The organism is Dyella acidiphila (assembly GCF_014863405.1).
Lineage (GTDB): Bacteria > Pseudomonadota > Gammaproteobacteria > Xanthomonadales > Rhodanobacteraceae > Dyella_B > Dyella_B acidiphila.
On sequence record NZ_JACZZA010000001.1, the window covers coordinates 151,299 to 174,456 of the forward strand.

Annotated in this window: 21 protein-coding genes and 1 tRNA gene; 13 read left to right on the top strand and 9 right to left on the bottom strand. The window is 64.5% G+C overall.

What is annotated here, in order from left to right:
- Positions 1-16 precede the first annotated feature (16 nt).
- A complete protein-coding gene (locus IGX34_RS00795) occupies positions 17-3,622 on the bottom strand; it encodes a hybrid sensor histidine kinase/response regulator (protein ID WP_338015391.1) in 3,606 nt (1,201 codons plus the stop codon).
- A 309-nt stretch (positions 3,623-3,931) separates the two neighbouring features.
- Here IGX34_RS00795 and IGX34_RS00800 point away from each other — a divergent pair, with 309 nt between their 5' ends.
- Genes IGX34_RS00800 through IGX34_RS00810 form a run of 3 tightly spaced genes read left to right on the top strand, consistent with a single transcriptional unit; the run spans position 3,932 to position 5,684 of the window.
- Complete coding sequence (locus tag IGX34_RS00800; protein ID WP_338015392.1) at positions 3,932-4,552, top strand: YceI family protein; 621 nt, start codon at positions 3,932-3,934, stop codon at positions 4,550-4,552.
- Positions 4,549-5,130, top strand: a complete 582-nt coding sequence (locus tag IGX34_RS00805; protein ID WP_192553764.1) for a cytochrome b — start codon at positions 4,549-4,551, stop codon at positions 5,128-5,130. Before IGX34_RS00800 ends, IGX34_RS00805 begins: the two co-directional genes overlap by 4 nt.
- Positions 5,127-5,684, top strand: coding sequence for a YceI family protein (locus IGX34_RS00810; RefSeq protein ID WP_192553765.1), 558 nt, complete (start codon positions 5,127-5,129; stop codon positions 5,682-5,684). The genes IGX34_RS00805 and IGX34_RS00810 overlap by 4 nt, the downstream gene beginning before the upstream one ends.
- Before the next feature lie 204 nt (positions 5,685-5,888).
- Here IGX34_RS00810 and IGX34_RS00815 read toward each other — a convergent pair whose 3' ends face one another.
- Entirely contained in the window at positions 5,889-6,125 is a 237-nt protein-coding gene (locus IGX34_RS00815) for a glutaredoxin family protein (protein WP_192553766.1), read from the bottom strand.
- A gap of 76 nt (positions 6,126-6,201) precedes the next feature.
- On the opposite strand from IGX34_RS00815, the gene IGX34_RS00820 reads away from it, so the two are divergent.
- On the top strand, positions 6,202-7,584 hold the full coding sequence (locus IGX34_RS00820; RefSeq protein WP_192553767.1) for an L-serine ammonia-lyase: 1,383 nt from the start codon (positions 6,202-6,204) through the stop codon (positions 7,582-7,584).
- Positions 7,585-7,701: 117 nt separating this feature from the next.
- On the opposite strand, the gene IGX34_RS00825 is transcribed toward IGX34_RS00820, so the two are convergent.
- The 5 genes from IGX34_RS00825 to IGX34_RS00845 all read right to left on the bottom strand — a co-directional run bounded on the left by IGX34_RS00825 (position 7,702) and on the right by IGX34_RS00845 (position 11,481).
- A complete protein-coding gene (locus IGX34_RS00825) occupies positions 7,702-8,997 on the bottom strand; it encodes a sensor histidine kinase (protein ID WP_192553768.1) in 1,296 nt (431 codons plus the stop codon).
- On the bottom strand, positions 8,981-9,667 hold the full coding sequence (locus IGX34_RS00830; protein ID WP_192553769.1) for a response regulator transcription factor: 687 nt from the start codon (positions 9,665-9,667) through the stop codon (positions 8,981-8,983). The genes IGX34_RS00825 and IGX34_RS00830 overlap by 17 nt, the downstream gene beginning before the upstream one ends.
- Positions 9,668-9,994: 327 nt before the next feature.
- The gene (gene rimK, locus IGX34_RS00835) at positions 9,995-10,906 is read right to left on the bottom strand and encodes a 30S ribosomal protein S6--L-glutamate ligase (RefSeq protein WP_192553770.1); all 912 of its coding nucleotides are present in this window, start codon (positions 10,904-10,906) and stop codon (positions 9,995-9,997) included.
- Positions 10,903-11,355 carry an ATP-dependent zinc protease family protein gene (locus IGX34_RS00840; RefSeq protein ID WP_192553771.1) on the bottom strand — a complete coding sequence of 151 codons (453 nt, stop codon included), beginning with the start codon at positions 11,353-11,355 and terminating at the stop codon, positions 10,903-10,905. The genes rimK and IGX34_RS00840 overlap by 4 nt, the downstream gene beginning before the upstream one ends.
- A gap of 52 nt (positions 11,356-11,407) precedes the next feature.
- Positions 11,408-11,481, bottom strand: a tRNA-Gly gene (locus IGX34_RS00845).
- Positions 11,482-11,700: 219 nt separating this feature from the next.
- Between IGX34_RS00845 and IGX34_RS00850 the strand changes: the two genes are divergently transcribed.
- The 6 genes from IGX34_RS00850 (at position 11,701) to IGX34_RS00875 (ending at position 18,958) form a co-directional block, all read left to right on the top strand.
- Complete coding sequence (locus IGX34_RS00850) at positions 11,701-13,671, top strand: DUF6600 domain-containing protein (RefSeq protein ID WP_192553772.1); 1,971 nt, start codon at positions 11,701-11,703, stop codon at positions 13,669-13,671.
- A gap of 59 nt (positions 13,672-13,730) precedes the next feature.
- A complete protein-coding gene (thiS, locus tag IGX34_RS00855; protein ID WP_192553773.1) occupies positions 13,731-13,931 on the top strand; it encodes a sulfur carrier protein ThiS in 201 nt (66 codons plus the stop codon).
- 32 nt (positions 13,932-13,963) lie between these two features.
- A complete protein-coding gene (locus IGX34_RS00860; protein ID WP_192553774.1) occupies positions 13,964-14,764 on the top strand; it encodes a thiazole synthase in 801 nt (266 codons plus the stop codon).
- Entirely contained in the window at positions 14,764-15,468 is a 705-nt protein-coding gene (gene trmB, locus IGX34_RS00865) for a tRNA (guanosine(46)-N7)-methyltransferase TrmB (RefSeq protein ID WP_192553775.1), read from the top strand. The genes IGX34_RS00860 and trmB overlap by 1 nt, the downstream gene beginning before the upstream one ends.
- A 312-nt stretch (positions 15,469-15,780) precedes the next feature.
- The gene (locus IGX34_RS00870; protein WP_192554477.1) at positions 15,781-17,598 is read left to right on the top strand and encodes an SLC13 family permease; all 1,818 of its coding nucleotides are present in this window, start codon (positions 15,781-15,783) and stop codon (positions 17,596-17,598) included.
- Between the two features lie 76 nt (positions 17,599-17,674).
- Complete coding sequence (locus IGX34_RS00875) at positions 17,675-18,958, top strand: nucleotide sugar dehydrogenase (RefSeq protein ID WP_192553776.1); 1,284 nt, start codon at positions 17,675-17,677, stop codon at positions 18,956-18,958.
- A gap of 20 nt (positions 18,959-18,978) precedes the next feature.
- Here IGX34_RS00875 and IGX34_RS00880 read toward each other — a convergent pair whose 3' ends face one another.
- A complete protein-coding gene (locus IGX34_RS00880) occupies positions 18,979-19,323 on the bottom strand; it encodes a Rieske (2Fe-2S) protein (RefSeq protein ID WP_192553777.1) in 345 nt (114 codons plus the stop codon).
- A 76-nt stretch (positions 19,324-19,399) separates the two neighbouring features.
- On the opposite strand from IGX34_RS00880, the gene IGX34_RS00885 reads away from it, so the two are divergent.
- The 3 genes from IGX34_RS00885 to yedA all read left to right on the top strand — a co-directional run bounded on the left by IGX34_RS00885 (position 19,400) and on the right by yedA (position 21,768).
- On the top strand, positions 19,400-19,669 hold the full coding sequence (locus IGX34_RS00885; protein WP_192553778.1) for a hypothetical protein: 270 nt from the start codon (positions 19,400-19,402) through the stop codon (positions 19,667-19,669).
- Between the two features lie 83 nt (positions 19,670-19,752).
- Positions 19,753-20,622 carry a methylated-DNA--[protein]-cysteine S-methyltransferase gene (locus tag IGX34_RS00890; protein ID WP_192553779.1) on the top strand — a complete coding sequence of 290 codons (870 nt, stop codon included), beginning with the start codon at positions 19,753-19,755 and terminating at the stop codon, positions 20,620-20,622.
- Between the two features lie 234 nt (positions 20,623-20,856).
- Positions 20,857-21,768 (top strand): drug/metabolite exporter YedA, encoded by a 912-nt coding sequence (gene yedA, locus IGX34_RS00895; protein WP_192553780.1) that lies wholly within the window; start codon positions 20,857-20,859, stop codon positions 21,766-21,768.
- 67 nt (positions 21,769-21,835) lie between these two features.
- Here the strand turns inward: yedA and IGX34_RS00900 are convergent, their stop codons facing one another.
- Positions 21,836-23,152 (bottom strand): ABC transporter permease, encoded by a 1,317-nt coding sequence (locus tag IGX34_RS00900; protein WP_225737127.1) that lies wholly within the window; start codon positions 23,150-23,152, stop codon positions 21,836-21,838.
- Positions 23,153-23,158: the final 6 nt, after the last annotated feature.

Sequence of the window (23,158 nt, forward strand, 5' to 3'; positions counted from 1 at the left end):
CGCGGCGTCATCCAGTTCAAGTCGAATCCGCTTCCTGCTGCGTCACCGAACGCATCGACAAGGCGGTAACCAGCGCCGAGGAAAGCTGCACGCCGGTAAGCGGCTTGCGCAGGAAGCCGTCGATGCCCACCTGATGCCCGCGCGCCACTTCTTCCGCCCGCGTGCGCGTGCTCATCGCAATGATCGGCATATGCTCGCCGCCGTGCTCGCCCTGGCGGATCAGCTGGGTCAGCTGGAAGCCGTCGATACCGGGCAGATCCAGATCGAGCAGGATCACGTCGCAGGATTCCTGTGACAGCTCGGCCAGCGCGTTCAGGCCATGGCTGGCGCAGCGCACACGATGCCCCTGGTGTTCGAGCATGCCGCGGATGGCATTGGCGGCGGTGGCATCGCTTTCCACCAGCAACACATCCAGCGCGCGGTCCTGCCATTCCTCCGGCCGGGTCGGTTTTGCGCGCTTCACTTCGCGCGCCACCTGCAACGGCAGACGCACGCGGAAGCTGCTGCCCTTGCCCAGCGCCGATTCCAGCGTGAGATTGCCGCCCATCAGATTTACCAGCTCGCTGCAGATCGACAGGCCCAGGCCGCTGCCGACGCTGCGCTGCGGGCCTTCGTCCTGCTCGAAGCGGCGGAACAGGCGCACGCGGCTGTTTTCCGAAATGCCCGGACCGGTATCGCTGACATCCAGCCACAGATCGCCATCGAGCCAGCCGACCTGGATGGAAACACTGCCGTGCTCGGTGAACTTCACCGCGTTGTTGACCAGGTTGAACAACACCTGGCGGATCCGCAGCGCATCGCCGACCAGCGAGGCAGGCACGCTTTCGTCGACATGCACCTCGAACGCCAGCCCCTTGGCCTTGGCGCCGCTGCGCTGCAGGCGCTCCACATCCTGCACCAGCGAGCGCACATCGAACGGCGCCGGCTCCAGCACCAGCTTGCCGGCCTCGATGCGCGCCATGTCCAGCGCGTCGTTCAACAGCTTCAGCAGCACATTGCTGGCGCGCTGCATGGATTCGGCGTATTCGCGCTGGGTTTCGTTCAACGGTGTGCTGAGCAGCAATTCCGCCATGCCGATCACGCCGGTCATCGGCGTGCGGATTTCATGGCTGAGCGTGGCCAGGAACTGGCTCTTGGCCGCACTCGCCTGTTCGGCAATCTGGTGCCGTTGTTCGGCCAGCTGGATGCGGTGGCGATGCGCCAGCCGGCGGCGCCATGCCAGCAGCACCAGGCAGATCAGCGCCACCAGCAGGCACGCATACAACAGCCATGCCCACCAGCGCAGCCACGGCGGCGACTGCACATGGATGCGCAGCGGCGTATCCAGCGAGATCCAGCCGCCCGATGCACCGCGCGCCATCACCTCCAGCGTGTAGTCGCCGCTGCCCAGGCCGGTGAATTCGCGCTCGCCATGGTTGTCGCGGTCGACCCAGTCGCTGTCGAAGCCATTGAGGCGGAAGCGATAACGGTTGTTCCACGGATTGATGTAGGAAAACAGCCGTACCTGCACATGCAGCTGGCTGTCATGCCAACCCACCTTGATCGGCTGCGGACTCAGCGGCAGGTTCTGCGCCACGCCCTTGCGCACCACCGAGACCTGGGTCATCGACAACACCGGCGTCACCGGCTTGGCGTCGAGCTTGTCCGGATCGAAGCCGACCACGCCGCCCATCGTGGCGGCATACAGGTAACCGTTCGGCAGCAGCGCATAGCCGCGGCTGAATTCGCCGTTCGCCAGGCCGTTCTGCAGGCCCAGCTGATGGAAGCTGCCGTGCGCAGGATTGAAGCGCCACAAGCCGTCCACGCTGAAAAGCCACAGGCGGCCGAAGCAATCCACGTCCAGGTCCACTGCCTGCAGCGACGGCCAGCCCTTGGATGCATCCACCGTGCGGTCGAGCACCATGCCCTGGCCTTCGCGGTGGTAGTGGGTGAGCCCGTCTTCGGTCACCACCCAGATGCCGGTGCGATCGAAATCGAACGCATTGATGACCTGCCCGGTGGGCACGCCCGGCACCATGACAAAGCGGTCGCGCGCCTGGTCGAACCACATCAGGCCGCCATCGCTGGCATACCAGAAGGTGCCTTTGTAGAGCATCATCTCGCTGCCCCACATCACCTTCTCGGTCGGCTTGTCCATCGCCATCTCGGTTACCGCCAGGGTTTCCGGATCGATGCGGAACAGGCCGTAGCCGAAGGTGCGCGCATACATCTTGCCGTCCGGGCCGGGTTCTACTTCGCGCGGACGGTTGAGCTTGGTCATCTGCGGGTCGACCTGATCGAGCCGCTTGTGCACGTAGTCGTAGCGATACAGCGCACCCTGCACGGCGATCCACAGCCGTTGATGATCGTCTTCGGTCATGCCGGCCACATCACCGCGCAGGTCGCTGAGGATGTGCTCGACATTGCCGGTGACCGGGTCGAGCCGGTCGATGCGCCCGTCGCGCTCGCCGACCCAGATATGCCGGCCGTCGCGCCCGCGCGCCATGGTGATGGCCTGCGAATCGCGCAGGCTGGCCGGATCGTCGGGCACATGGGTGAACCGGCTGAAGCTGTTCCAGGCCGGCGCCAGATAGGCCACGCCGCCATCGAGCATGGCCACCCACATGCCGCCTTCGCGGTCCACGAAGGTCTGCCAGATCCAGCTGCCGGGAAGATTGCCGAACAGCAGCGGCTGGTCGATCACGCTGGTGACCGGACCGCCCGGGCGCAGTTGCAGATACATGCCGCGCTGGGTGCCGATCCACAAATGGCCGCCCGCGTCGCGCGTGCTGGTCATGACATTGAGTTCATGCGGGATGACCGGCGCGCCGAACAGCCGCGCCTGGTCGTCGGCACCCACGATCAGCAGGCCGCGCTCGGTCGACAGGCGCACTTCGTCGCCATTGCCGTCGATGCGCCACGCTTCCATCGACTGGTTCGGATCGGCCGGCTTGATGCGCACGAACTGCCCATCGGTATCGCGGCGGAAGACGCCGCGGTCCGAGCCCACCCACAGGCGCCCCTTGGGATCGGCGTAGACCGAATTGACCGCGCCGATATCGCGCGGGTAGAGGCCGAGCAGGGGATTGACGATGTGCTCGAAGCCGCGCCCGTCGGGCAGCATGCGTTCCAGCCCGTCATTGGTGCCGACCCAGATTTCGCCGTCCGGGGTCTGCGCGATCGTCCATACGCCATCGCTGGCCAGGCTGTTGGGATTGCCCGGATCGTGCCCCCAGTGTGCGAATTTGCCGGTGACCGGGTCGTAGCGGCTCAGCCCGCCGTCCAGGCCGCCGGCCCAGACCATGCCCTGCCGGTCGACCAGCAAGGCGGAAATGTTGTTGTTGTAGAGCGAATCCGGATCGTTCTCGATATGGCGGAACACCTGGAAATGCACGCCGTCGAAGCGGGCGATGCCGCTCTTGGTGCCGAACCACATCGCCCCGTCATGATCCTGCGCCACCGCATACACGCAGGTGCTCGGCAGGCCGTCGTCGATGCTGTAGCGACGGAACTGCGGCGTGGGCAGCGGAGCTGCTTCGGGCGCATGCAGGGCAGCCGGGGGCACGGGCGCGGAAGTAGCCGGCGCGGGAGCGCCGGATGCGGCCCCCAGCAGCAGGGCCAGCCCAAAGATGGAAACCGGCACTAATACCCTCCCGGAGCCCGTCTAGGATCGGTGTGTGGCCCACGTTGCATCGGAAACGTCCTCACTGATTCCCGCACGCGTGCAAACGGCTGCAGCGCACCAACACGTAGAGACACACTCGGGCTCCCTGGTATTTCAGGCGGGATGCACCCTTCACGCGTCCCACACAGACCCGATCATGCCAAATCCGTGAGTTAACCGCATGTCTTTTCCATCATGGCCTGGGGCAGAGCGCTGTCGCCGGCCCGGCAACAATCCGTTCCTCGTGCTGCGCTGGCGACGCCAGCGCCTTTCGTCCAGACTCCCGCCATGAACCGCGCGCCCACTTACGCAGCCCTGACATTCGCTTTCAGCGCGGCCGCCATGGCATTGCCCGCACATGCCGCCGCCGACACCTATCGCTACGACCCGGTACACAGCCAGATTGTTTTCAGCATCGATCACGACGGCTTCTCGCGGCCGCTGGGGCGATTGCATATCGCCAGCGGCTGGCTGCGTTTCGACCCCGACGACTGGACCCGCTCCGCCACCGAGCTGGATATCGACATGCGCAGCCTGGACATGGGCGACGCGGCCTGGAACGAGGCGGTGTGCAAGGCCTCCCTGCTCGACTGCAAGACCTATCCCAGCGCGCACTTCACCAGCACCTCGGTGCAGCGCACCGACGCCACCCACGGCGTGTTACACGGCACATTGCAGATGCATGGCAGCAGCCAGCCGGTGGATATCGCGTTCCGCGTCAACCGGGTGGGCAAGACCATCTACGGCCTGCATACCATCGCCGGCTTTTCTGCGACTGCCGCGCTCGACCGCACCGCCTTCGGCATCAACGGGTTTCCGAACGCGATCGGCCACAACGTGGCGATCTGGCTGGAACTGGAAGGCATTCGCGACAGTCAGACCTCCACCGTCAACAAGGAACATCCATGAGTTTGCGCAGTGACAGCCGGCAGTGGGGATCGGTGGCCAAGTTCTTCCATTGGGTGGTGGCCCTGGGCATTCTGGGCAACGGCATCTGGGGCCTGCTGATGACCGGCATGGCGCCCTCCATGAGCAAGATCAATATCTATGCGCTGCACAAGTCGATCGGCCTGACCGTGCTGGCGCTGTTTGCGCTGCGCGTGGCCTGGCGCCTGTACGATCGCGCCCCGCCGGACGAACCCGCGCCGCGCTGGCAGCGCTTCGCCGCGCACGCCGCGCACGTGCTGCTGTATGGCTTCATCCTCGCGCTGCCGCTGAGCGGCTGGTTCTACAACTCCGTACACGGCTATCCGCTGCAATGGTTCAAGCTGTTCAACCTGCCGGCGCTGGCGGCGAAGAACGACGATCTCGCGCATACCGCACACGCCGTGCACGAATATCTTTTCTATCTGTTGCTGCTGGTGCTGATCGGCCATGTGGGCGCGGCACTGAAGCATCACGTCTTCGACCAGGACAACGTCTTGCGCCGCATGCTGCCGTTCGGCCGCGTGCGTTCCGCCCAATCCACTGAAGGAAAACTGCCATGATCCGCCTCTCCTGTCGCTCGCTCGCCCTGTTGCTGGCCATCGCCGCGCCATTCGCCGCCAGCGCTGCCGACTACACCGTGCAGCCGGGCAGCAAGCTGGGCTTCACCAGCAGCTTCCAGGGCAGCAGTTTCGACGGCCAGTTCGGCAAGTGGACCGCCGCCATCAGCTATGACGCGGCCAAGCTCGCCGCTTCGAAATTCGATGTCACGGTGGATCTGTCCAGCGCCAAGACCGGCGACAACGATCGCGACAGCGCCCTGCCCGGCTCGGATTTCTTCGATGTCGCCAAGTATCCGCAGGCACACTTCGTCACCACCGGCTTCCGCCAGCAGGGCAGCCAGGTGATCGCCGACGGCACCTTGACCCTGCATGGCGTAACCAAGCCCGTGAGCCTCAACGTGACCTTCAAGCCGCAAGGCAACGGCGCCACGCTGGATGTTGCCGGCAGCCTCAAGCGCCTCGACTTCGGGGTCGGCGGCGGGCAGTACAAGGACACCTCGGTAATCGGCGCGGATGTGAAGGTGACGGCGCACCTGGTGCTCAGCGCAAAATAAAGCCCTGCATGCTCAAGGCCGCCATTCTACGAATGGCGGAATGCGCAACTGTAATTGGCAGGAATCTGCACTACCGCCGCACCGTCATCCCGGCGAAGGCCGGGACCTAGCGTCTTTCGCGGCACCAAGCCACTGGGTCCCGGCCTTCGCCGGGATGACGGTGCGGCGAGATGACGGTTTGCCGAGTGGCGTACCCGCGCAGCCCTACACCACCTCGGCCAGCCAGTGCGATACCTGCCCGGCATCGAACGGCCAATCCAGCTCCCGCCCATTGCGCAGATCGCGCAGCACCGGCACTCGCGTGCCGTAGCGCGCCGCCAGCTCGGCACTGTCATCCACCCATACGCTATCGAAATCCGGCGCGCGCGCCTGCGCCAGCACGGCCAGGGCCTGGTCGCACAGGTGGCAGTAATCGCGCTGATAGAGAACGAACTCGGCCATACGTCGGCGAATAGACTGCGGCAGGGGAAAGGCCCGCGTAGAATAGCCAGTTCATCCCCGTCAACGCAGTAGACCCATGGCTGTCAGCGCTTTCGACATCTTCAAGATCGGTATCGGTCCGTCGTCCTCCCATACGGTCGGCCCCATGCGCGCCGCGGCGCGCTTCTCCGAGCGCTGGCTGGAAGAGAAAGGCGTGCTGGAGCGAGTGGTGCGCGTGCGCGCCGAACTCTACGGTTCGCTGGCCATGACCGGGCGCGGGCACGGCACCGACAAGGCCGTACTGCTCGGCTTCGAAGGCGAACATCCCGATACGGTCGATCCGGATCACATCCCGGACATCCTCAAGCGCGTGCGCACCACCCATCGCATTCGCGTGCTGGGCAAGCACGAGATCGACTTCGAGGAAAAGCGCGACCTGATCTTCAACAAGCGCCAGAAGCTGCCGTTCCATACCAATGGCATGCGCTTCTCCGCCTACGACGCAGAAGGCAACGAGCTGGCCACGCGCGATTACTACTCGGTCGGCGGCGGCTTCGTGGTCAATCACGACGAGGCGGCGGAAGACCGCATCGTGGCCGACACCACCGAGCTGCCCTACCCGTTCGAAAGCGGCGAACAATTGCTGGCGCTGTGCGAACAGCACGGCCTGAGCATCGCCCAGCTGATGCTGGAAAACGAAAAGGTATGGCGCAGCGAAGCGGATATCCGCGCCGGCCTGCTGAGCATCTGGAAAGCAATGCAGGCTTGCGTCGAACGCGGCCTGCGTTCGCCGGGCGTGCTGCCGGGCGGCCTGAAAGTGACGCGCCGCGCGCCGGCCATGGCGGTGGAACTGCGCAACCAGCCGGAAGCCGCGCTGAGGGATCCGCTCACCATCCTGGACTGGGTGAATCTCTACGCATTGGCCGTCAACGAGGAAAATGCCGCCGGCGGCCGTGTGGTTACCGCACCGACCAATGGCGCGGCCGGTATCGTTCCGGCGGTGCTGCATTACTACCATCGCTTCTGCCCCAAATCCGACGAAAACGGCGTGATCGACTTCCTGCTGACCGCCGCTGCGGTCGGCATCCTCTACAAGGAAAACGCCTCGATTTCCGGTGCGGAAGTGGGTTGCCAGGGCGAAGTGGGCGTCGCCTGCTCGATGGCGGCCGGCGGCCTTACCGCCGCGCTGGGCGGCACCGTGTGGCAGATCGAGAACGCTGCCGAGATCGGCATGGAACACAACCTCGGCCTTACCTGCGATCCGATCGGCGGCCTGGTGCAGATCCCTTGCATCGAGCGCAACGCCATGGGTTCGGTAAAAGCGATCAACGCCAGCCGCATGGCGCTGAAGAGCGACGGCAAGCATCGCGTGTCGCTGGATAAGGTGATCAAGACCATGCGCGACACTGGTCGCGACATGAAGGACAAGTACAAGGAAACGTCGCGCGGCGGCCTGGCGGTCAATGTGATCGAGTGCTGAGGTGTGCGACCGCGGATTGAGTTACCCCCGGTTTGATCAGGGGTAACTCAACCCTATTCGCTACCGTGCAAATTGGTTGGGTTACGCTGCGCTAACCCAACCTACAGATGCTTCGGGTCAGCGTGCGCCGCGCTCGAACACGATGCAGGCGATCGCGCCGTTGGCATCGGTGCGTGGCCTGATCGACACGTCCCAGCCATACAGCTCGCACAGGCGCCGCACGATCGCCAGGCCAAGCCCGGCACCGCTGCCACCCGCACCCTCGCCGCGCACACCGCGCTGGAACAGACGCTCGGCGTCTTCCGGCTTGATGCCGGGGCCGGTGTCGATCACTTCGATGCGGCCTTTTTCCACCTGCACCGTCACGCGACCTTCCAGGGTGTACTTGATCGCGTTGCCGATCAGATTGGTCAGCGCCACCGACAGCACCGATGCCGGCGCGTTGACGCTCACCGAATCGTTTTCGATCAGCTCCACTTCCACCGGTTTGTCGCGCAATTGCGGACGCTGGCTTTCGATCACATCGCCGGCCACCTTCGCCACCTCGGTGGTTTCGCCGCGCGTGGGGCCACGGCGCTCGGCGCGCGAAAGCAGCAGCAAGGCTTCGATCAGCTCGGTAGCCTGGCGCGAAGCACGCTCGATGCGCTTGAGGCGTTCGCGCAGCTTGTCGGTCAGATCGGGCGAACCCTGCAGCAATTCGGTGGTGCTGGAAATCACCGCCAGCGGCGTGCGCAGCTCATGGCTGACGTCGGAATTGAATTCGCGGTCGCGCTCGACCATCGCGGTCAGGCGCGTGGAATATTCGTCGAGCGCCTGCGCCAGTTCGCCGACTTCGTCATCGGCAAAGTACGGCGCCAGCGGCTCGGCACGACCGGTCTTGCGGAAATCGCGCAGCCGCGTGGCAAGTTCGCTGACCGGCTTGAGCACCTTGCGCGACAGCCACAGACCGATCGCCAGCGACAGCAGGCTGAACAGCACCACCGAGGCCACCAGCGACGTAATCAGCTGGCGCTTGCCGAGGTCTTCGCGGCTGATGTCGTAGCTGATGAAACCGATCAGCCCGTATTTGCGCGCAACGGCAAGTTTGTAGTGGCGTACGCGGCCGTCCTTGTCCACGTCCTCCATGTCGTACACGCCGGTGGCCAGGTTCTGCCAGCCCAGCTGTGCCTTGTAGATGGTGCGGTCGCTGAACATCCAGGCATCGATCAGGCGCGAGCCGATCGGCTTGCTGGGGTCGGCGTGCGTGGCCTCCACCGCCTGGTCCACGTCGCTCTGCAAGCTGGCGTTGACGAGCTGGTTCTCGACCTTGGCTCGCACATACAGCGAGGCAATGGCAAACAGCGCGCTGAGGCCAAATCCAAACAGCGCGAACGATACGATCAGTCGAAACCGTAACTTACGCCTGGACTGCATCCGGATCGACCATGCGGTAACCGATGCCGTGCCTGGTGTGGATCAACGCCTTCTCGAACGGCTTGTCGATCGCGGCACGCAGGCCGTGGATGTGCACGCGCAGGCTGTCGCTGTCAGGCAGCTCCTCGCCCCACACTTTTTGTTCCAGATCCTGGCGCGTGACCACCGAGGGACTGGCCTCCATCAGCGCCTGCAGCAGCTTCAGGCCGATCGGGTTGAGCTGGATCGCCTTGCCCTCGCGGGTGACGGTGAGGGTGTCCAGGTTGTAGGTGAGGTCGGCCACCTTGAGCACCCGGCTCTGCGGACCCTTGCCGCGCCGCGCCAGCACTTCCAGGCGCGCAGCCAGTTCCTGCAGGGCGAACGGCTTGGTCATGTAGTCGTCGGCGCCGGACTCGAAGCCGACCAGCTTCTGCTCCAGCGCATCGCGCGCGGTCAGCATCAGCACCGGGGTCTGCTTGTGGGCCTCGTGGCGCAGCTTGCGAGCCACGTCCAGGCCATCCATGCCGGGGAGGGTGAGATCGAGCACGATCACGTCGAAGTCATGCACCACTGCCAGATGCAGGCCGGTGACGCCATCTCCGGCAAAATCCACTACATGGCCGCGATCTTCCAGGTAATCGCCAATATTGGTCGCGATATCGCTGTTATCTTCAATAACCAGAACGCGCATGCGTCTCTCCCGGTACGCGGCCGATGCATGGCCGCAGGAGTCCCCAGCTTAACGATTGCTCGCCGCAAATGTTAAGCGGAATGCTGAACGGACGCTGGCAGCAAGGAATACAGGCAAAGAAAAAGCCCGGAGCTACGACGTTTGTCGCTGCTTCCGGGCTGAAGCTACTGCCCCGATACCGTCGTCTGCTGTCACCGGACCTTGCGATTGAAGTGGCGAGCAAACAAACAGTGGGACCTTTATAGAGGCGGGGGGGTTACGTGACAGTTAACCCGTACTCACTGCGCAGTTAAAGCCTTGAAAGAACAGGGCGGATAGGGAAACGGTTCATCTTGTCCCGTTGGCCCGCTCGCGCTTCACCAGCTTCCCGGCATGCCGCTCCAGGTGCTTGATGATGCACTCGGACACGTTCACCTTGGTGGCTGCCTCGATCCCCTCCAGGCCCGGCGACGCGTTCACTTCCAGCACCAGCGGGCCGCGCTTGGAACGCAGCAGGTCGACACCGGCGATACCCAGGCCCAGCGCCTGGGCCGCGCTCACGGCAATGCGTTTTTCATCGGCAGTGAGCTTGGCCGCCACCGCGGTGCCACCGCGGTGCAGGTTGGCGCGGAACTCGCCGGGTTCGGCTTCGCGCTGCATGGCAGCCACCACCTGGCTACCGACCACGAAACAACGCAGGTCGCAGCCCTTCGCCTCGGCGATGAACTCCTGCACCAGGAAGTTCGCGTACAGCCCGCGGAACGCCTCGACCACGCTTTGCGAGGCGCTGCGCTTTTCGGCTAGCACCACGCCGGTGCCCTGGCTGCCCTCGTTGAGCTTGATCACGTGCGGGGCCGGTCCGAGCATGTCCAGCACGTCGGTGGTGTCGTCGGGGTTGTCGCCGAACACGGTCACCGGCATGTCCAGCCCCTGGGCGGACAGAATCTGCAGGCAGCGCAGCTTGTCGCGCGCACGCAGCACCGCGTCGGAGGAATTGGGGGTGTACACGCCCATCATTTCCAGCTGGCGCAGCACGGCGGTGCCGTAGAAGGTGCTGGACGTGCCGATGCGCGGAATGGCCGCGTCGATATCGTGCAGCGCCTTGCCCTTGTAGCGAATTTCCACTTCGCCCGGTGCGATCCGCACATAGCAGCGCAGCGGATCGAGCACGCGCACCACGTGGCCGCGTTCACGCGCCACTTCCACCAGGCGCTGGGTGGAATACAGGCGCGTGTTGCGAGAAAGGATGGCGATCTTCATGGTTTGTCCGTCAGCGGGTGCGCGGGTCGTGGCAACGTGTAGGAAAGGGCGGGGTTGACTACAAAGCGCCCGACCAACGCCGTACGCCCCAGCAGCATGGGGAATAGCATGTGCCGGCGATCAGTCAGATTTATGTCAACGTCGAAATACTGACCCGCAAGCATCACCTGCGTGCGGATAAACCAGCGATGGCTGCGCCCGCCGCCGGTGTCGACCACCACCCGCCGATCGCTGGCCTGCGCCTCGCAATGCACCGGCTGCGCGGAACGCCGCCCAGTGCCGACCACGAAGCGCAGCCAGGTATCGCCATCACGCGCAAATGTTTCCAGTTCGTCTACGTGCAATGAACTGCTGCGCGCACCGGTATCGAGTTTGACTTTGAGGGTGGCGATGCCGAACTGGGGCAATGCCAGTCGCTCCCGCCAACCGAGGGTAATCACGTCCGCCATGTCAGCTCACGCTGTGGGTTTGGAAGCTCTCGGTGGGGCGCCGGAAAGAGTCTGGAGCGGGTGAAGGGAATCGAACCCTCGTCAGTAGCTTGGGAAGCTACAGCTCTACCATTGAGCTACACCCGCAACGTCCGGCGATGGTAACCGGCTCATGGTGCTTTTGGAATCCTCGAAAGATGTCGCGGCAACGGCATGTGAACCGCGCATGGCGGGCGGCTGAATCGCGTTCCATGACAGTGCAAATGGCAGATGCCTGTCGCGACATCAAGCAACCATAATCGCTCCCGCAGGCACGGACGCTGACGGAAGCGCGACCGTTTCGCGCGACATCACAGGGAGCTCTCCATGCGTGTTCCCAATGCATTCCCCCACTCCAGCTGGCGGCTTCTGCTGACCCTGCTGTTGCTGACCGGCACCGGCGCGCTTCACGCCCAATCCACCGCAGCGCAAGGCAGCGATGCCAACGATCCACCCGCGCGTGTCGCACGCATCGATTTTGCAAACGGCGACCTCGGTCTGCTGCCGGCAGGCAGTACCAGTTGGACCGCGGCCGACATCAATCGGCCGTTGACCAACGGCGACAAGCTGTCCAGCGGGCCCGGCGCCAGAAGCGAGCTGGATCTGGGTGGCGCCGCGCTGCGCCTCGATGGCCAGAGCGATGTCGGCATCCTCAATCTAAACGGGCAGACCGGTCAGTTCGAACTGACCCAGGGCACGCTCAATCTCAGCGTGCGCACCCTCGACGAGGGAGCGACATATGAGATCGACACGCCCACCCTCGCCCTGGTGATCAGTCAGCCCGGCAGCTATCGCGTCGATGTACCGGCCGATGGCAGCTCCACGACGGTTGCGGTCAACGACGACCTGGCCACCGTATACGGCGAGAACAACGCTCAGCGGCAGGTATTCAACGGACGCCGCTATCAATTCACCGGCTCAGCCCTGACCGATGTGACAGTCACCGACATCACCGGCAGCGACGCCTTCGACCTGTGGTGCAGCACCCTGGATACCCGCCAGGGCAGCGACGCCAGTACGCAGTACGTATCCAACGACATGGTGGGCGCCGACGATCTCGACGGCTGGGGCAGTTGGGAAGAAGACGCCGATTACGGTGCGATCTGGTATCCGGTCAACGTCGTTGCCGGCTGGGCGCCCTACCGCTTCGGCCACTGGGTATGGATCGCCCCCTGGGGCTGGACCTGGGTGGACAACCTGCCCTGGGGCTTCGCGCCTTATCACTATGGTCGCTGGGTGTTCGTGCGCAACCACTGGGGCTGGATCCCGGGACCGCGGCAGGCGCGGCCAGTCTATGCACCTGCGCTGGTGGGCTTTGTGGGCGGTGGCGCGGGCCACCCGGTGGGCTGGTTCCCGCTCGGGCCGCACGATATCTATAACCCGTGGTATCACGCCTCGCGCAACTACTACGCCGGTGTGAACCTCGCCAACCTCGGCGCCGGGCGCTACGAGGATCGCGCCGCACTGCTCGATGCAATTCATCGTCAGTACGGCCAGTACCAGGCCGGGCACCCTGCGCCAGGCGCTGCCTACGCCTATCGCACTATGCCGGCAGCGCTTACCGCTGTATCCGCCCAGACCTTTGCCGGCGCCGGCAATGTGCGCAGCAACCAGGTTCACCTGAGCACCGAACAGATCGCCGCGGCGCCGGCGCTCGCACCGGCGAGTTTGCAGCATCCGGGTGGCGCCAGCTTCGGCCAGCCGCGGCTGCTGGATGCGCGTCCGCTGCCCTCGAGCGGATTCAATCGTCAGGTGGTAGCGGTGGGCCGCCCGTCCGGGGCGGTGATAAGCACAGCCTCGGCACGCACCGGCCAGCCGGCCTCCAACGTGCGCATCCTGACCATCAATCCGAACGCGCCGGTGGTCAGCCGGACGCCGAACGGCGGCAATGCCCAGGCGCTGCCGGCACCGCGTCCCGCCATGCCCACTCCCGCAACGCCGCCGGCAATGCTGCCGCAGGTGCCGCATTTCCAGTCGGCACAGCAAATGCAGCCGGCGCAAGCAGTCGAACAGGCCATGCGTTATCAGCCGACGACCCGCACGTATGCGCCGCGCGAGCAGGATCTGGAGCAGCAACGTGACGAAGCGATACAGCGCTCGCACCAATTCGTGCCGGAGCAGCGACTGAATCCGAACCCATCCTACGAGCCGTATGCGCGCCCGGACTTCGCCCGGCCGGCGCCGCAAGGGCATCCGTACACACCGGAAGGTCATCCGCAAAGCGGCTCGTCGCACAGCAGCAGTGGCAGCTCGCACAGCAGTGCGCCGGCCGCCGCGCACAATCAGAACGGGCATTGAGCGCGCTGTGCGGATTGCGGCCCGGCCAACCGCCGGGCCGCTGCCGCTACAATAGGCGGATGCACATCACCTTGAATGGCCATCCGCACGACTGCGGCCAGGGCAGCACCGTCTCCCAATTGCTCCTCGCCGCCGGTTATGCCGGCCGCCGCGTCGCGGTGGAGGTCAACCATGAAATCGTGCCGCGCAGCCAGCATGACGGGCATGCATTGCACGAGGGCGACCAAGTGGAAATCGTGCACGCCATCGGCGGCGGCTGAGCCCCCGCTCCCCTTCCCCGCGCAGGCACCCCATGAATATCAAGACGATCGACAGCACCGACTCCCTGGTTATCGCCGGCAAAAGCTACGGCTCGCGCCTGCTGACCGGTACCGGCAAATACAAGGATCTCGATGAAACCCGCCGCGCCAGTCTGGCCGCCGGTGCGCAGATCGTCACGGCCGCGATCCGCCGCGTGAATCTCGGCCAGGATCCAAACGCACCCAACCTGCTCGATGCACTGCCGCCGCACGAATTCACTCTGCTGCCCAATACCGCCGGCTGCTACAACGCGGTCGATGCCGTGCGCACCTGCAAGCTGGCGCGCGAACTGCTGGACGGCCACCAGCTGGTGAAGCTGGAAGTGCTGGGCGACGAGCGCACGCTGTTTCCCGATGTGGTGGAGACGCTGAAGGCCGCCGAGCAATTGGTGGCCGATGGTTTCGAGGTGATGGTCTACACCAGCGACGATCCGATCCTGGCGCGCAAGCTGGAGCAGATCGGCTGCGTGGCGGTGATGCCGCTGGCTGCACCGATCGGCTCGGGCCAGGGCATCCAGAACAAGTACAACCTGATGGAAATCATCGAGAACGCCAAGGTGCCGGTGATCGTCGATGCCGGCGTGGGCACGGCTTCCGATGCCGCCATTGCGATGGAACTCGGCTGCGACGGCGTGCTGATGAATACCGCCATTGCCGGCGCCAAGGATCCGGTCTTGATGGCGCACGCCATGAAGCTGGCGGTGGAAGCCGGTCGCGCGGCGTTCCGCGCCGGCCGTATTCCGCGCAAGCGCTTCGCCTCGGCATCCAGCCCGATCGACGGCACCATCGGCTGATGAACGACAGCACGGACCACGACACGCCCGAGTACATGCGCCGCATCCGCAGCTTCGTGCTGCGCGAAGGGCGCATGACGCCGGCCCAGCAGCGCGCCTTTGACGAGCATTGGGCGCGCTTCGGCATCGACTACGGCGGCACTGCGCAGGATTTCGATGCGCGTTACGACCGGCAGGCGCCGCGCGTGCTGGAAATCGGCTTTGGCAACGGCGAAGCCCTGGCCTGGGCCAGCGAACATGATCTGGCACGCGACTATATCGGCGTGGAAGTGCATGGCCCCGGCGTCGGCCGGCTGATGAACGCCCTGGCGGCAAGGGATGCCGCCAATGTGCGCATCTACAAGCACGACGCGGTGGAAGTGCTGGAACACGAAATTCTGCCCGGCACCCTGGCCGAGGCACGCATCTGGTTCCCCGATCCCTGGCACAAGAAACGCCACAACAAGCGGCGCATCATCCAGCCCGAGTTCGTGGCCATGCTCGCCACGCGCATGGCGCCCGATGGCCTGCTGCACCTGGCCACCGACTGGGAGCCCTACGCCCAGCATATGCTCGAGGTGATGGAAGCCGCGCCGGCGTGGCGCAATGCCCTGGGTCCGGGCCAATACGCGGAAAAGCCGGCGTGGCGGATCGAAACGCACTTCGAGCGGCGCGGCCTGAAGCTAGGACATGGCGTGTGGGACCTGCTCTACCGCAAAGCTTGATCCGGCCGTAGGCTGGGTTAGCGCAGCGTAACCCAGCAAATCAGGGCGAAAACGTTGGGTTACGCTGCGCTAACCCACCTACCGGCCTACGCATCGGCCCACGATGTGGCAACGGTTCACCAGCCTCCAGCCGCACACGCTTATACTTTCCCGTCAACCAGGGAAGAGTCACCGCGTGAAGCAACTGCTGCCCTACCGCAAACAGTCTTGCCCAGCGCCCATAGCATCGGCCTATGGCTGTCCCGCGGTGTCCGCATCCCGCCCATCGGCCGGCAGGGACGCTAGCTAGTGGCACTCACCCTCACCCCCGAAATGATCCTGGTGCTCGGGCTGGTGTGCTTCACCATGCTGATGCTGGTGCTGGAGTGGATTCGCGCCGACATGGTGGCGCTGCTGGTAGTGGTGGTGATCGGCCTGACCGGCCTGATTCCGTCCGAGCGTGTATTCAACGGCTTCGCCGGTAACGCGGTGATCGCCATCATCGCGATCATGATCATGGGCGCCGGGCTCGATCGCGCCGGCGTACTCGGCCTCACTGCGCAATTCGTGATGCGCATGGCGCGCGGCAAGGAATCGCGCCTGGGCGTGGTGATCAACGCGGTGACCAGCCTGTTCAGCGCAGTGATTCCCAGCCAGGCGCTGGCAGCACTGATGATTCCGGTGACCAGCCGTCTGTCGGCACGTACCGGTGTACCGATCTCGCGGCTGCTGTTGCCGATGGCGTTCTGCATTCTCACCGCCACCAACACCACTCTGATCGCCAACTCGCCGTTGATTGTGCTCAACGACCTGATCGCGAGCGCCAACGCCAACTTGCCGCCCGGCGCACAGACCGTACCCAAATTTGGCCTGTTCAGCGTGACGCCTGTGGGCCTGGCCCTGGCGGTGGCTGGCATCGCGTTTTTCTATTTCTTCACCAACAAGCTGCTGCCCGACCGCGAAGACGAACGCCAGAAAGTCACGCCGGGCCGTACCGAAAGCTACTTCGCCGAAACCTACGGCATCGTGGGCGAAACGGCGGAACTGACCGTCACCGCGGAAAGTCCGCTGGTGGGCATGAGCATCGGCGAAGTGGAACAGCTGCATGGCGCGCCGCTGATCCTGGCGATCAAGAGCGGTAACGAAGCACGCATGGCGCCGCCGGCCGACCAGGTGATCTGGGTGGGTTCGGTGCTGGGCGTGCTGGGGCCACGCGAGGAACTCAATCGCTTCGCCAACAACCAGCTGTGCAAGGTGTCGCCGCGCATGCGCCAGTTGGCGGAGCTGTTCAATCCGACCCGCGCCGGCATTTCCGAAGCGGTGATTCCGCCAAGCTCGCGCTTTCTCAAGCAGTCGGTCGGCGATCTGCGCCTGCGCAAGCGCTACGGCATTTCGGTGCTGGCGATTACGCGCGGCGATCATGTTTATCGCGACGACCTGCGCGCGGTCAGCCTGCGCACCGGCGATACGCTGGTGCTGCATTCGAGCTGGAAGGCGCTACAGGACGTATCGGAAGACAAGGATCTCGTCGTCATCACCGACATCCCGCGCGAAGAACAGCGGCCCAACAAGATCTGGCAGGCCGTGGGTTTCTTTCTGCTGGCCAAATGCCTGGCGCTGTTCACCAACCTCGATCTGTCGGTAGCGATGATGACCGGCGCCATCGGCATGCTGCTCAGCGGCGTGCTGAACATGGACGAGGCCTACAAGGCGGTGAACTGGAAAACCATTTTCGTCACCGCGTGCCTGATTCCACTGGGCTGGTCGATGGATTCCACCGGTACCGCCGCATGGCTGGCGCAGGAAGTACTGCTGCATCTGGGCCACGCTTCGCCATGGGTGCTGCAAGGCTCGCTGGCCATCCTCACTTTGCTGTTCTCGCAAGTGATGTCGAACGTGGGCGCCACCGTGATGATGGTGCCCGTAGCAATCAGCGTGGCAGTGGCCACCGGCGGCAATCCATCCGCCTATGCCTTAATCGTTGCTGTGTCTTCGTCCAACACTTTCCTGCTCAGTTCAGGTCATCCGGCGCTAATGATGGTAACTGGCCCGGGCGACTACAGCAGTCGTGACTTCCTGCGTGCAGGCGTGCCACTCACCGTGATGGTGCTGGTAATCACGCTGATCGCAATCAATCTGATGTACCGCTAGGTATCGCTTCTGACAGGAATCGGTATCCGACGGGCACGACGACTTCACGTTTGAACTGATATCTGAAGGAGCTTCCGTGACAAACCAACCCAGCGATCCTCGCCTCGCGATCATCGGCCTTGGTTACGTCGGCCTGCCGCTCGCCGTGGAATTCGGCCGTCTCTTCGACACACTTGGCTACGACATCGACAAGGCGCGCCTGGATGCGCTCACGCAAGGCACGGACATCAATCAGGAAACCACCAGCGAAGAACTCGCGTCGGCCAAGCGGCTGCGCTTCAGCACCGATTTCGAAGACCTGCGCAATCGCAATGTCTACATCGTCACCGTGCCCACGCCGGTGGACGAGCACAAGCGGCCGGACTTCACGCCGCTGATCCGCGCCAGCAAGATGCTCGGCGGCGTGCTCAAGCACGGCGACGTGGTGATCTACGAATCGACCGTGTATCCGGGCGCCACCGAAGAGATCTGCGTGCCCGAGCTGGAGCGTGCTTCCGGCCTGCGCTTCAACCATGATTTCACCGTGGGCTACAGTCCCGAGCGCATCAATCCCGGCGACAAGCAGCGACGCCTCACCACCATTCCCAAGATCACTTCCGGCTCCACGCCGGATGCCGCGGATTTCGTCGACGCACTGTATTCGCGCATCATCACCGCCGGCACGCACAAGGCCTCCAGCCTGCGCGTGGCCGAAGCCGCCAAGGTGATCGAGAACACCCAGCGCGATGCCAACATCGCCTTGATCAACGAGTTCGCGCTGATCTTCCATCGCCTGGGCATCGACACCCAGGACGTGCTCGCCGCAGCCGGCACCAAGTGGAACTTCCTGCCCTTCCAGCCCGGTCTGGTCGGCGGTCACTGCATCGGCGTCGATCCGTATTACCTGATCCAGAAAGCGCAATCGACCGGCTATTACCCAGACATCCTGCTGGCCTGCCGCCGCATCAACGATGGCATGGGCAAGCATGTGGCCAGCGAAGTGATCAAGCTGATGGTCGGCCAGGGCCACGCCATCCGCGGCTGCCACGTGCTGGTGCTGGGCTTTACCTTCAAGGAAAACTGCCCGGACCTGCGCAACACCCGCGTGGTCGACCTGGTGCGCGAGCTGGAAAGCTATGGCGCAACAGTCGACGTGCACGACCCCTGGGCCGATACCGACGAAGCACGCGACCACTACGAGCTGAACCTGGTGCCGGAAGTTGCGGCGGACGGCAGCTACGCCGCCGTGGTGTTAGCCGTCGCGCATCAGGAATTCCTGGCCGACGAGGCCTACGATGTGCGCAAGCTCACCATGCCCAACGGCGTGGTGTACGACATCAAGGGCGTGCTGCCGAAAGACCGCGTCCACGCACGGCTCTAGGCATTGCACACAGGGCGACGTCAGGCGTCGAGCAGTACGTCGCCCTGTTCCACCCGTACCGGCACGTTAAGCAGGCTTTCGCCTCTGCACGGGCCGCCGGTGCATTCGCCGCTGTCCACACTGAAGCTGGCGCCGTGCGCGGCACATACCAGCATGCCCTTGGAGATCAGAAACTTGCCGGGCGCCCAATCCAGCCGGCGGCCGGCGTGCGGGCAGATATTGAGCCAGGCTCGCACCTGTTCGCCCTGCCGCAGCAGGATCACGCTTTCCTCGCCTTCGGGCAGCAGCACGTCGACCGCGATTGCCTCGCCGTCGGGCATGTCTTGCAGCCGGCACAGGCGGCGGGGGGAGGTGGCTGTATCCATCGGCACTTGCCTTGGAGGCGCTATGGCCTCATCGTTACGCACGTAAGTCATTGATTTTACCATACGGATTTTTAACATGCGCATCGTTCTTCCGTTGATGCATCGTCGTCGTCACCCGCTGGTCCAGGCATTGTCCCTGGTGCTGGGCCTGTTCGTCATCGGTGTGCTGATGGTGTTCGGGCTGGTGGTGGCGGGCGTATTGATGGTCGGCGGCGCGCTGTGGCTGGTCTGGCGGCAGTGGAAGCGCGGCGGCCTTGGCCGTGCCGCCCGCCAGGCACGCGAGCCCGAAGTGCTGGAAGGCGAATACGTGGTCGTGCGCCATTCGCGGCCCATCGCCCATCATTGAAACCGGCGCGTGCGCGCAAGATCCGGATAGCTGCCATCGGATCGCCCGCCTAAGCTTGATGGCAACCCCTACCGGATGCCGCCATGCGTAACTCCCTCGCCACTCTTGAAGCTCCGCTGGAACACGTGCGCGCGCTGATCGAGCGCGCCACGGAAGCGCCTTCGCTCAACGCGCTGGCCAGTGCAGCCCAGCTCAGCCCCAGCCATCTGCAGCGCGCCTTCCGTCGCCGCTATGGCATGAGCCCCGCCGAATATCACCGTGCGCGCCGTTTCGGCCAATTCAAAAATGCCCTGCGCCAGGGCGCGCCGGTGGCCGATGCGGTGTACGACGCCGGCTTCGGCTCGGGCAGCCGCGTCTATGAACACAGCAATCGCCTGCTCGGCATGACGCCCGCCAGTTATCGTGCCGGCGGTGCCGGCGCCAGCATCCGCTACACCACTACCAATACGCCGCTGGGCCAGTTGCTGGTCGCCGCCACCGCCAAAGGCATCTGCGCGGTGACCATCGGCGCCAACGACGCCGAACTGGAGCAACGGCTGGCCGACGAATTTCCGCAGGCCGCACGCGAACGCGTCGACAACGGCCGCGAGGAATGGCTGGATGCGGTGATCGCACGCATCGCCAGCGAACTGGGCTGGAGTGAACGCGCAGCGCCGGACATGCCGCCGCTGGACGTTGCCGCCACCGCCTTCCAGTGGCGCGTGTGGGACGCGCTGACCCGCATCCCGCTCGGCACCACCAAGAGCTATGGCGAACTCGCGGCGGAACTGGGCAAGCCGGGTGCCGCGCGCGCGATCGGACAGGCCTGCGGCAGCAACCGCCTGGCCTTGCTGGTGCCCTGCCACCGCATCGTGCGCGAAGACGGCAGTGCCGGCGGCTGGCGCTGGGGCGTCGAACGCAAGCGCACACTGCTGGCGCAGGAAGAGCAGCAGCACGCCAAAGCAAAGCGATAAGGCTGACAGCAACGCTTGCCCATCCACGTCCCGGTCGAAACCGGGACGTGTTGCTTTTAAGCAAACGATATCCGCGGGACAGCCAGGCACAGTCACCGACAACGGCATGCGCATTTCCTGACACGCGTCATCGCTGCATGCTTGCCTGCAATTCAACCCAGGCTTGCAAGCTTTGCGCTACTGCCCAGACATCGCTTACGGATATCGTATGCGTCGCCCTACGCAGACATCCCCATGACCGAATCCGCATCCAACACGATCGCCGCCGCACCTGAAAAAGCCGGCAACCGCCTAGTACCGCTGTCGATGCTGACGCTGTACATCATCTGGGGCTCGACTTATCTGGGCATCCGCGTCGCTTTGCAGAGTTATCCACCATTCCTGCTGGCAGGCCTGCGCTTCGCGATTGCCGGCCTGCTGATGCTGACCTATCTGCGCTGGCGCAAAGTGCCCCTGCCCAGCGCGCGCCAATGGCGTAACGCAGGGATCACCGGCGTGCTGCTGCTCGGCTTCGGCAACGGGCTGGTGTGCGTGGCCGAAGAAAGCGTGAGCTCGGGTGTTTCGGCGGTAGCGGTGGCGAGCATGCCGCTGTTTGCCGCGCTGTTCACCGGCATGTTCGGGGCCTGGCCGACACGCCGCGAAACCACCGGCTTGCTGATCGGCTTCATCGGCGTGATCGTGCTGAATTTCGGCAGTTCGCTCAGCGGCTCGCACATGGGTGCGATCGCTTTGCTGGTGGCATCGGTCGCCTGGGCCTTCGGTTCGGTGTGGAGCCCTCGCCAGGACATGCCCAGCGGCATGATGAATGCCTGTGCGCAGATGCTCTGCGGCAGCGTCGCCCTGCTGGCTGCCGGCTGGATCGGCGGCGAAACACTCCCCGCCCATCCGAGCCTGCATGCCACGCTCGCCGCGGCCTATCTGGTGGTATTCGGCTCGCTGATCGCCTTCAGCGCCTACCTGTATGCACTCAAACATGCGCGACCGGCGTTCGTTACCAGCTATGCGTATGTGAATCCGCCGGTAGCGGTGCTGTTCGGTGTGCTGTTGCTGGATGAGAAGATCGGCAAGTTCGACCTGCTCGGCATGGCGATCATCCTGCTCGGCGTAGTCATCATCAAACTGGCGCCGCGCACTCGCACGCGCTGATGACCTGATCCTATTGCTGGATTGAACAGTCCGTGGCGCAGGCCATGCCGGCGCCACGGACCAGGTTTTACAGTTCGCGCAACGCCGTAGTCACTGGCAGACGCGCTGCTCTTACGGCGGGGAACAGACCGCCCACAAAGCCAATCGCCAGCGCCCACTTCAGGCCCTGCCACAACAGCTCCGGCGATACCTTGAAGGCGAACGTCAGTTGCCCGACCGTTCCCGCCGCCATGGTCGATGCGGTGTAGCCGTTGAAGATCAGCCACGCGATCAGGCCGCCCAGCAGACCGCCGATCAAGGCCAGCAGCATCGTTTCCAGCATGATCGCCACCACCACCGGCACACCGCGGAAGCCGATCGCACGCAAGGTGGCAATTTCGCGGGCACGTGTCGCGACTGCGGCGAACATGGTGTTGAGCGCACCGAAGATGGCGCCAATCGCCATGATCGCGCCTACCGTGATGCCCATGATGCGCATCACTTTGCTCATGCCCTCCGATTGCTTGCTGAAGTAATCCACGGTGGTGTCGGTATCGACCTTCAAGCGCGGATCGCTGGCCAGCGCGGTCTTGAACGCGTCGTAGGCCTGCGGACTGGTCAGCTTCACCGTCACCGATGCGCGGCTGCTGCCGCGTCGATAGGTAGATGCCACGGTATCGGCATCGCCCCAGATTTCCGAGTCCAGCGCATCGTTGGAAGCGAACACGCCCACCACCGTCCACACCTGGTTGCCCAGGGTGATCTCGTGCCCAGGCTCAAGCCCGGCGAACTGATGCTGCGCACCCTGCCCTACGACCAATTCGCGCATGCCCGGAGTGAACTTGCGTCCGGCAATGATCTTCAGGTTCGGACGTACCGCCCAGGCCTCATCGCTGACGCCGCGCAATTGCACGCTGCCTTCGTCGTCCGGACCGCCGCCCTTTACCGGCAGGTTGGCCGCCACCACGATTTCCGGCGAGGCGATCGGCTTGCCCTGCGCATCGCGCGCAATGCCCGGGGCCTGCGGCACCACTACCACGCTGTCGCGATCCATCACCGACATCACTTCGCTGGCCGAGCCACCGCGCATCACGATCGCGGTATCCGCGCTGCCGGTCTTGCGCAGCGTTTCGGCATAGCCCTCGCCCATTGCGAGCAGAGCCACCAGCACGCCGACCACGCCGGCAATACCGATGATCACCACTGACGAGGAACCGAGGCGCTGCCGCAAGGTGCTGACGCCGACCATGGTGACCGATCCCGCCTGCCGCCCGCGACGCGTGAACAACATCCAGCACGCAAACACCAGCACCAGTACCAGCACCGCCTGCCACGGCAGCACCACCCAGGCCGCCAGCAGAATGGCCAGCACCACCACTAATCCAAGATTGAACAGGAAGTTCATGACATG

Coding starts and splice junctions, on each gene's coding strand:
- IGX34_RS00820 (WP_192553767.1), top strand. CDS start 6,202: ATGGCTGTCAGCGCTTTCGACATCTTCAAGATCGGTATCGGTCCGTCG.
- IGX34_RS00840 (WP_192553771.1), bottom strand. CDS start 11,355: ATGGCGGACGTGATTACCCTCGGTTGGCGGGAGCGACTGGCATTGCCC.
- IGX34_RS00825 (WP_192553768.1), bottom strand. CDS start 8,997: ATGCAGTCCAGGCGTAAGTTACGGTTTCGACTGATCGTATCGTTCGCG.
- IGX34_RS00890 (WP_192553779.1), top strand. CDS start 19,753: ATGCGTAACTCCCTCGCCACTCTTGAAGCTCCGCTGGAACACGTGCGC.
- IGX34_RS00860 (WP_192553774.1), top strand. CDS start 13,964: ATGAATATCAAGACGATCGACAGCACCGACTCCCTGGTTATCGCCGGC.
- trmB (WP_192553775.1), top strand. CDS start 14,764: ATGAACGACAGCACGGACCACGACACGCCCGAGTACATGCGCCGCATC.
- rimK (WP_192553770.1), bottom strand. CDS start 10,906: ATGAAGATCGCCATCCTTTCTCGCAACACGCGCCTGTATTCCACCCAG.
- IGX34_RS00810 (WP_192553765.1), top strand. CDS start 5,127: ATGATCCGCCTCTCCTGTCGCTCGCTCGCCCTGTTGCTGGCCATCGCC.
- IGX34_RS00805 (WP_192553764.1), top strand. CDS start 4,549: ATGAGTTTGCGCAGTGACAGCCGGCAGTGGGGATCGGTGGCCAAGTTC.
- IGX34_RS00800 (WP_338015392.1), top strand. CDS start 3,932: ATGAACCGCGCGCCCACTTACGCAGCCCTGACATTCGCTTTCAGCGCG.
- IGX34_RS00815 (WP_192553766.1), bottom strand. CDS start 6,125: ATGGCCGAGTTCGTTCTCTATCAGCGCGATTACTGCCACCTGTGCGAC.
- IGX34_RS00850 (WP_192553772.1), top strand. CDS start 11,701: ATGCGTGTTCCCAATGCATTCCCCCACTCCAGCTGGCGGCTTCTGCTG.
- IGX34_RS00830 (WP_192553769.1), bottom strand. CDS start 9,667: ATGCGCGTTCTGGTTATTGAAGATAACAGCGATATCGCGACCAATATT.
- yedA (WP_192553780.1), top strand. CDS start 20,857: ATGACCGAATCCGCATCCAACACGATCGCCGCCGCACCTGAAAAAGCC.
- IGX34_RS00880 (WP_192553777.1), bottom strand. CDS start 19,323: ATGGATACAGCCACCTCCCCCCGCCGCCTGTGCCGGCTGCAAGACATG.
- thiS (WP_192553773.1), top strand. CDS start 13,731: ATGCACATCACCTTGAATGGCCATCCGCACGACTGCGGCCAGGGCAGC.
- IGX34_RS00900 (WP_225737127.1), bottom strand. CDS start 23,152: ATGAACTTCCTGTTCAATCTTGGATTAGTGGTGGTGCTGGCCATTCTG.
- IGX34_RS00885 (WP_192553778.1), top strand. CDS start 19,400: ATGCGCATCGTTCTTCCGTTGATGCATCGTCGTCGTCACCCGCTGGTC.
- IGX34_RS00870 (WP_192554477.1), top strand. CDS start 15,781: ATGATCCTGGTGCTCGGGCTGGTGTGCTTCACCATGCTGATGCTGGTG.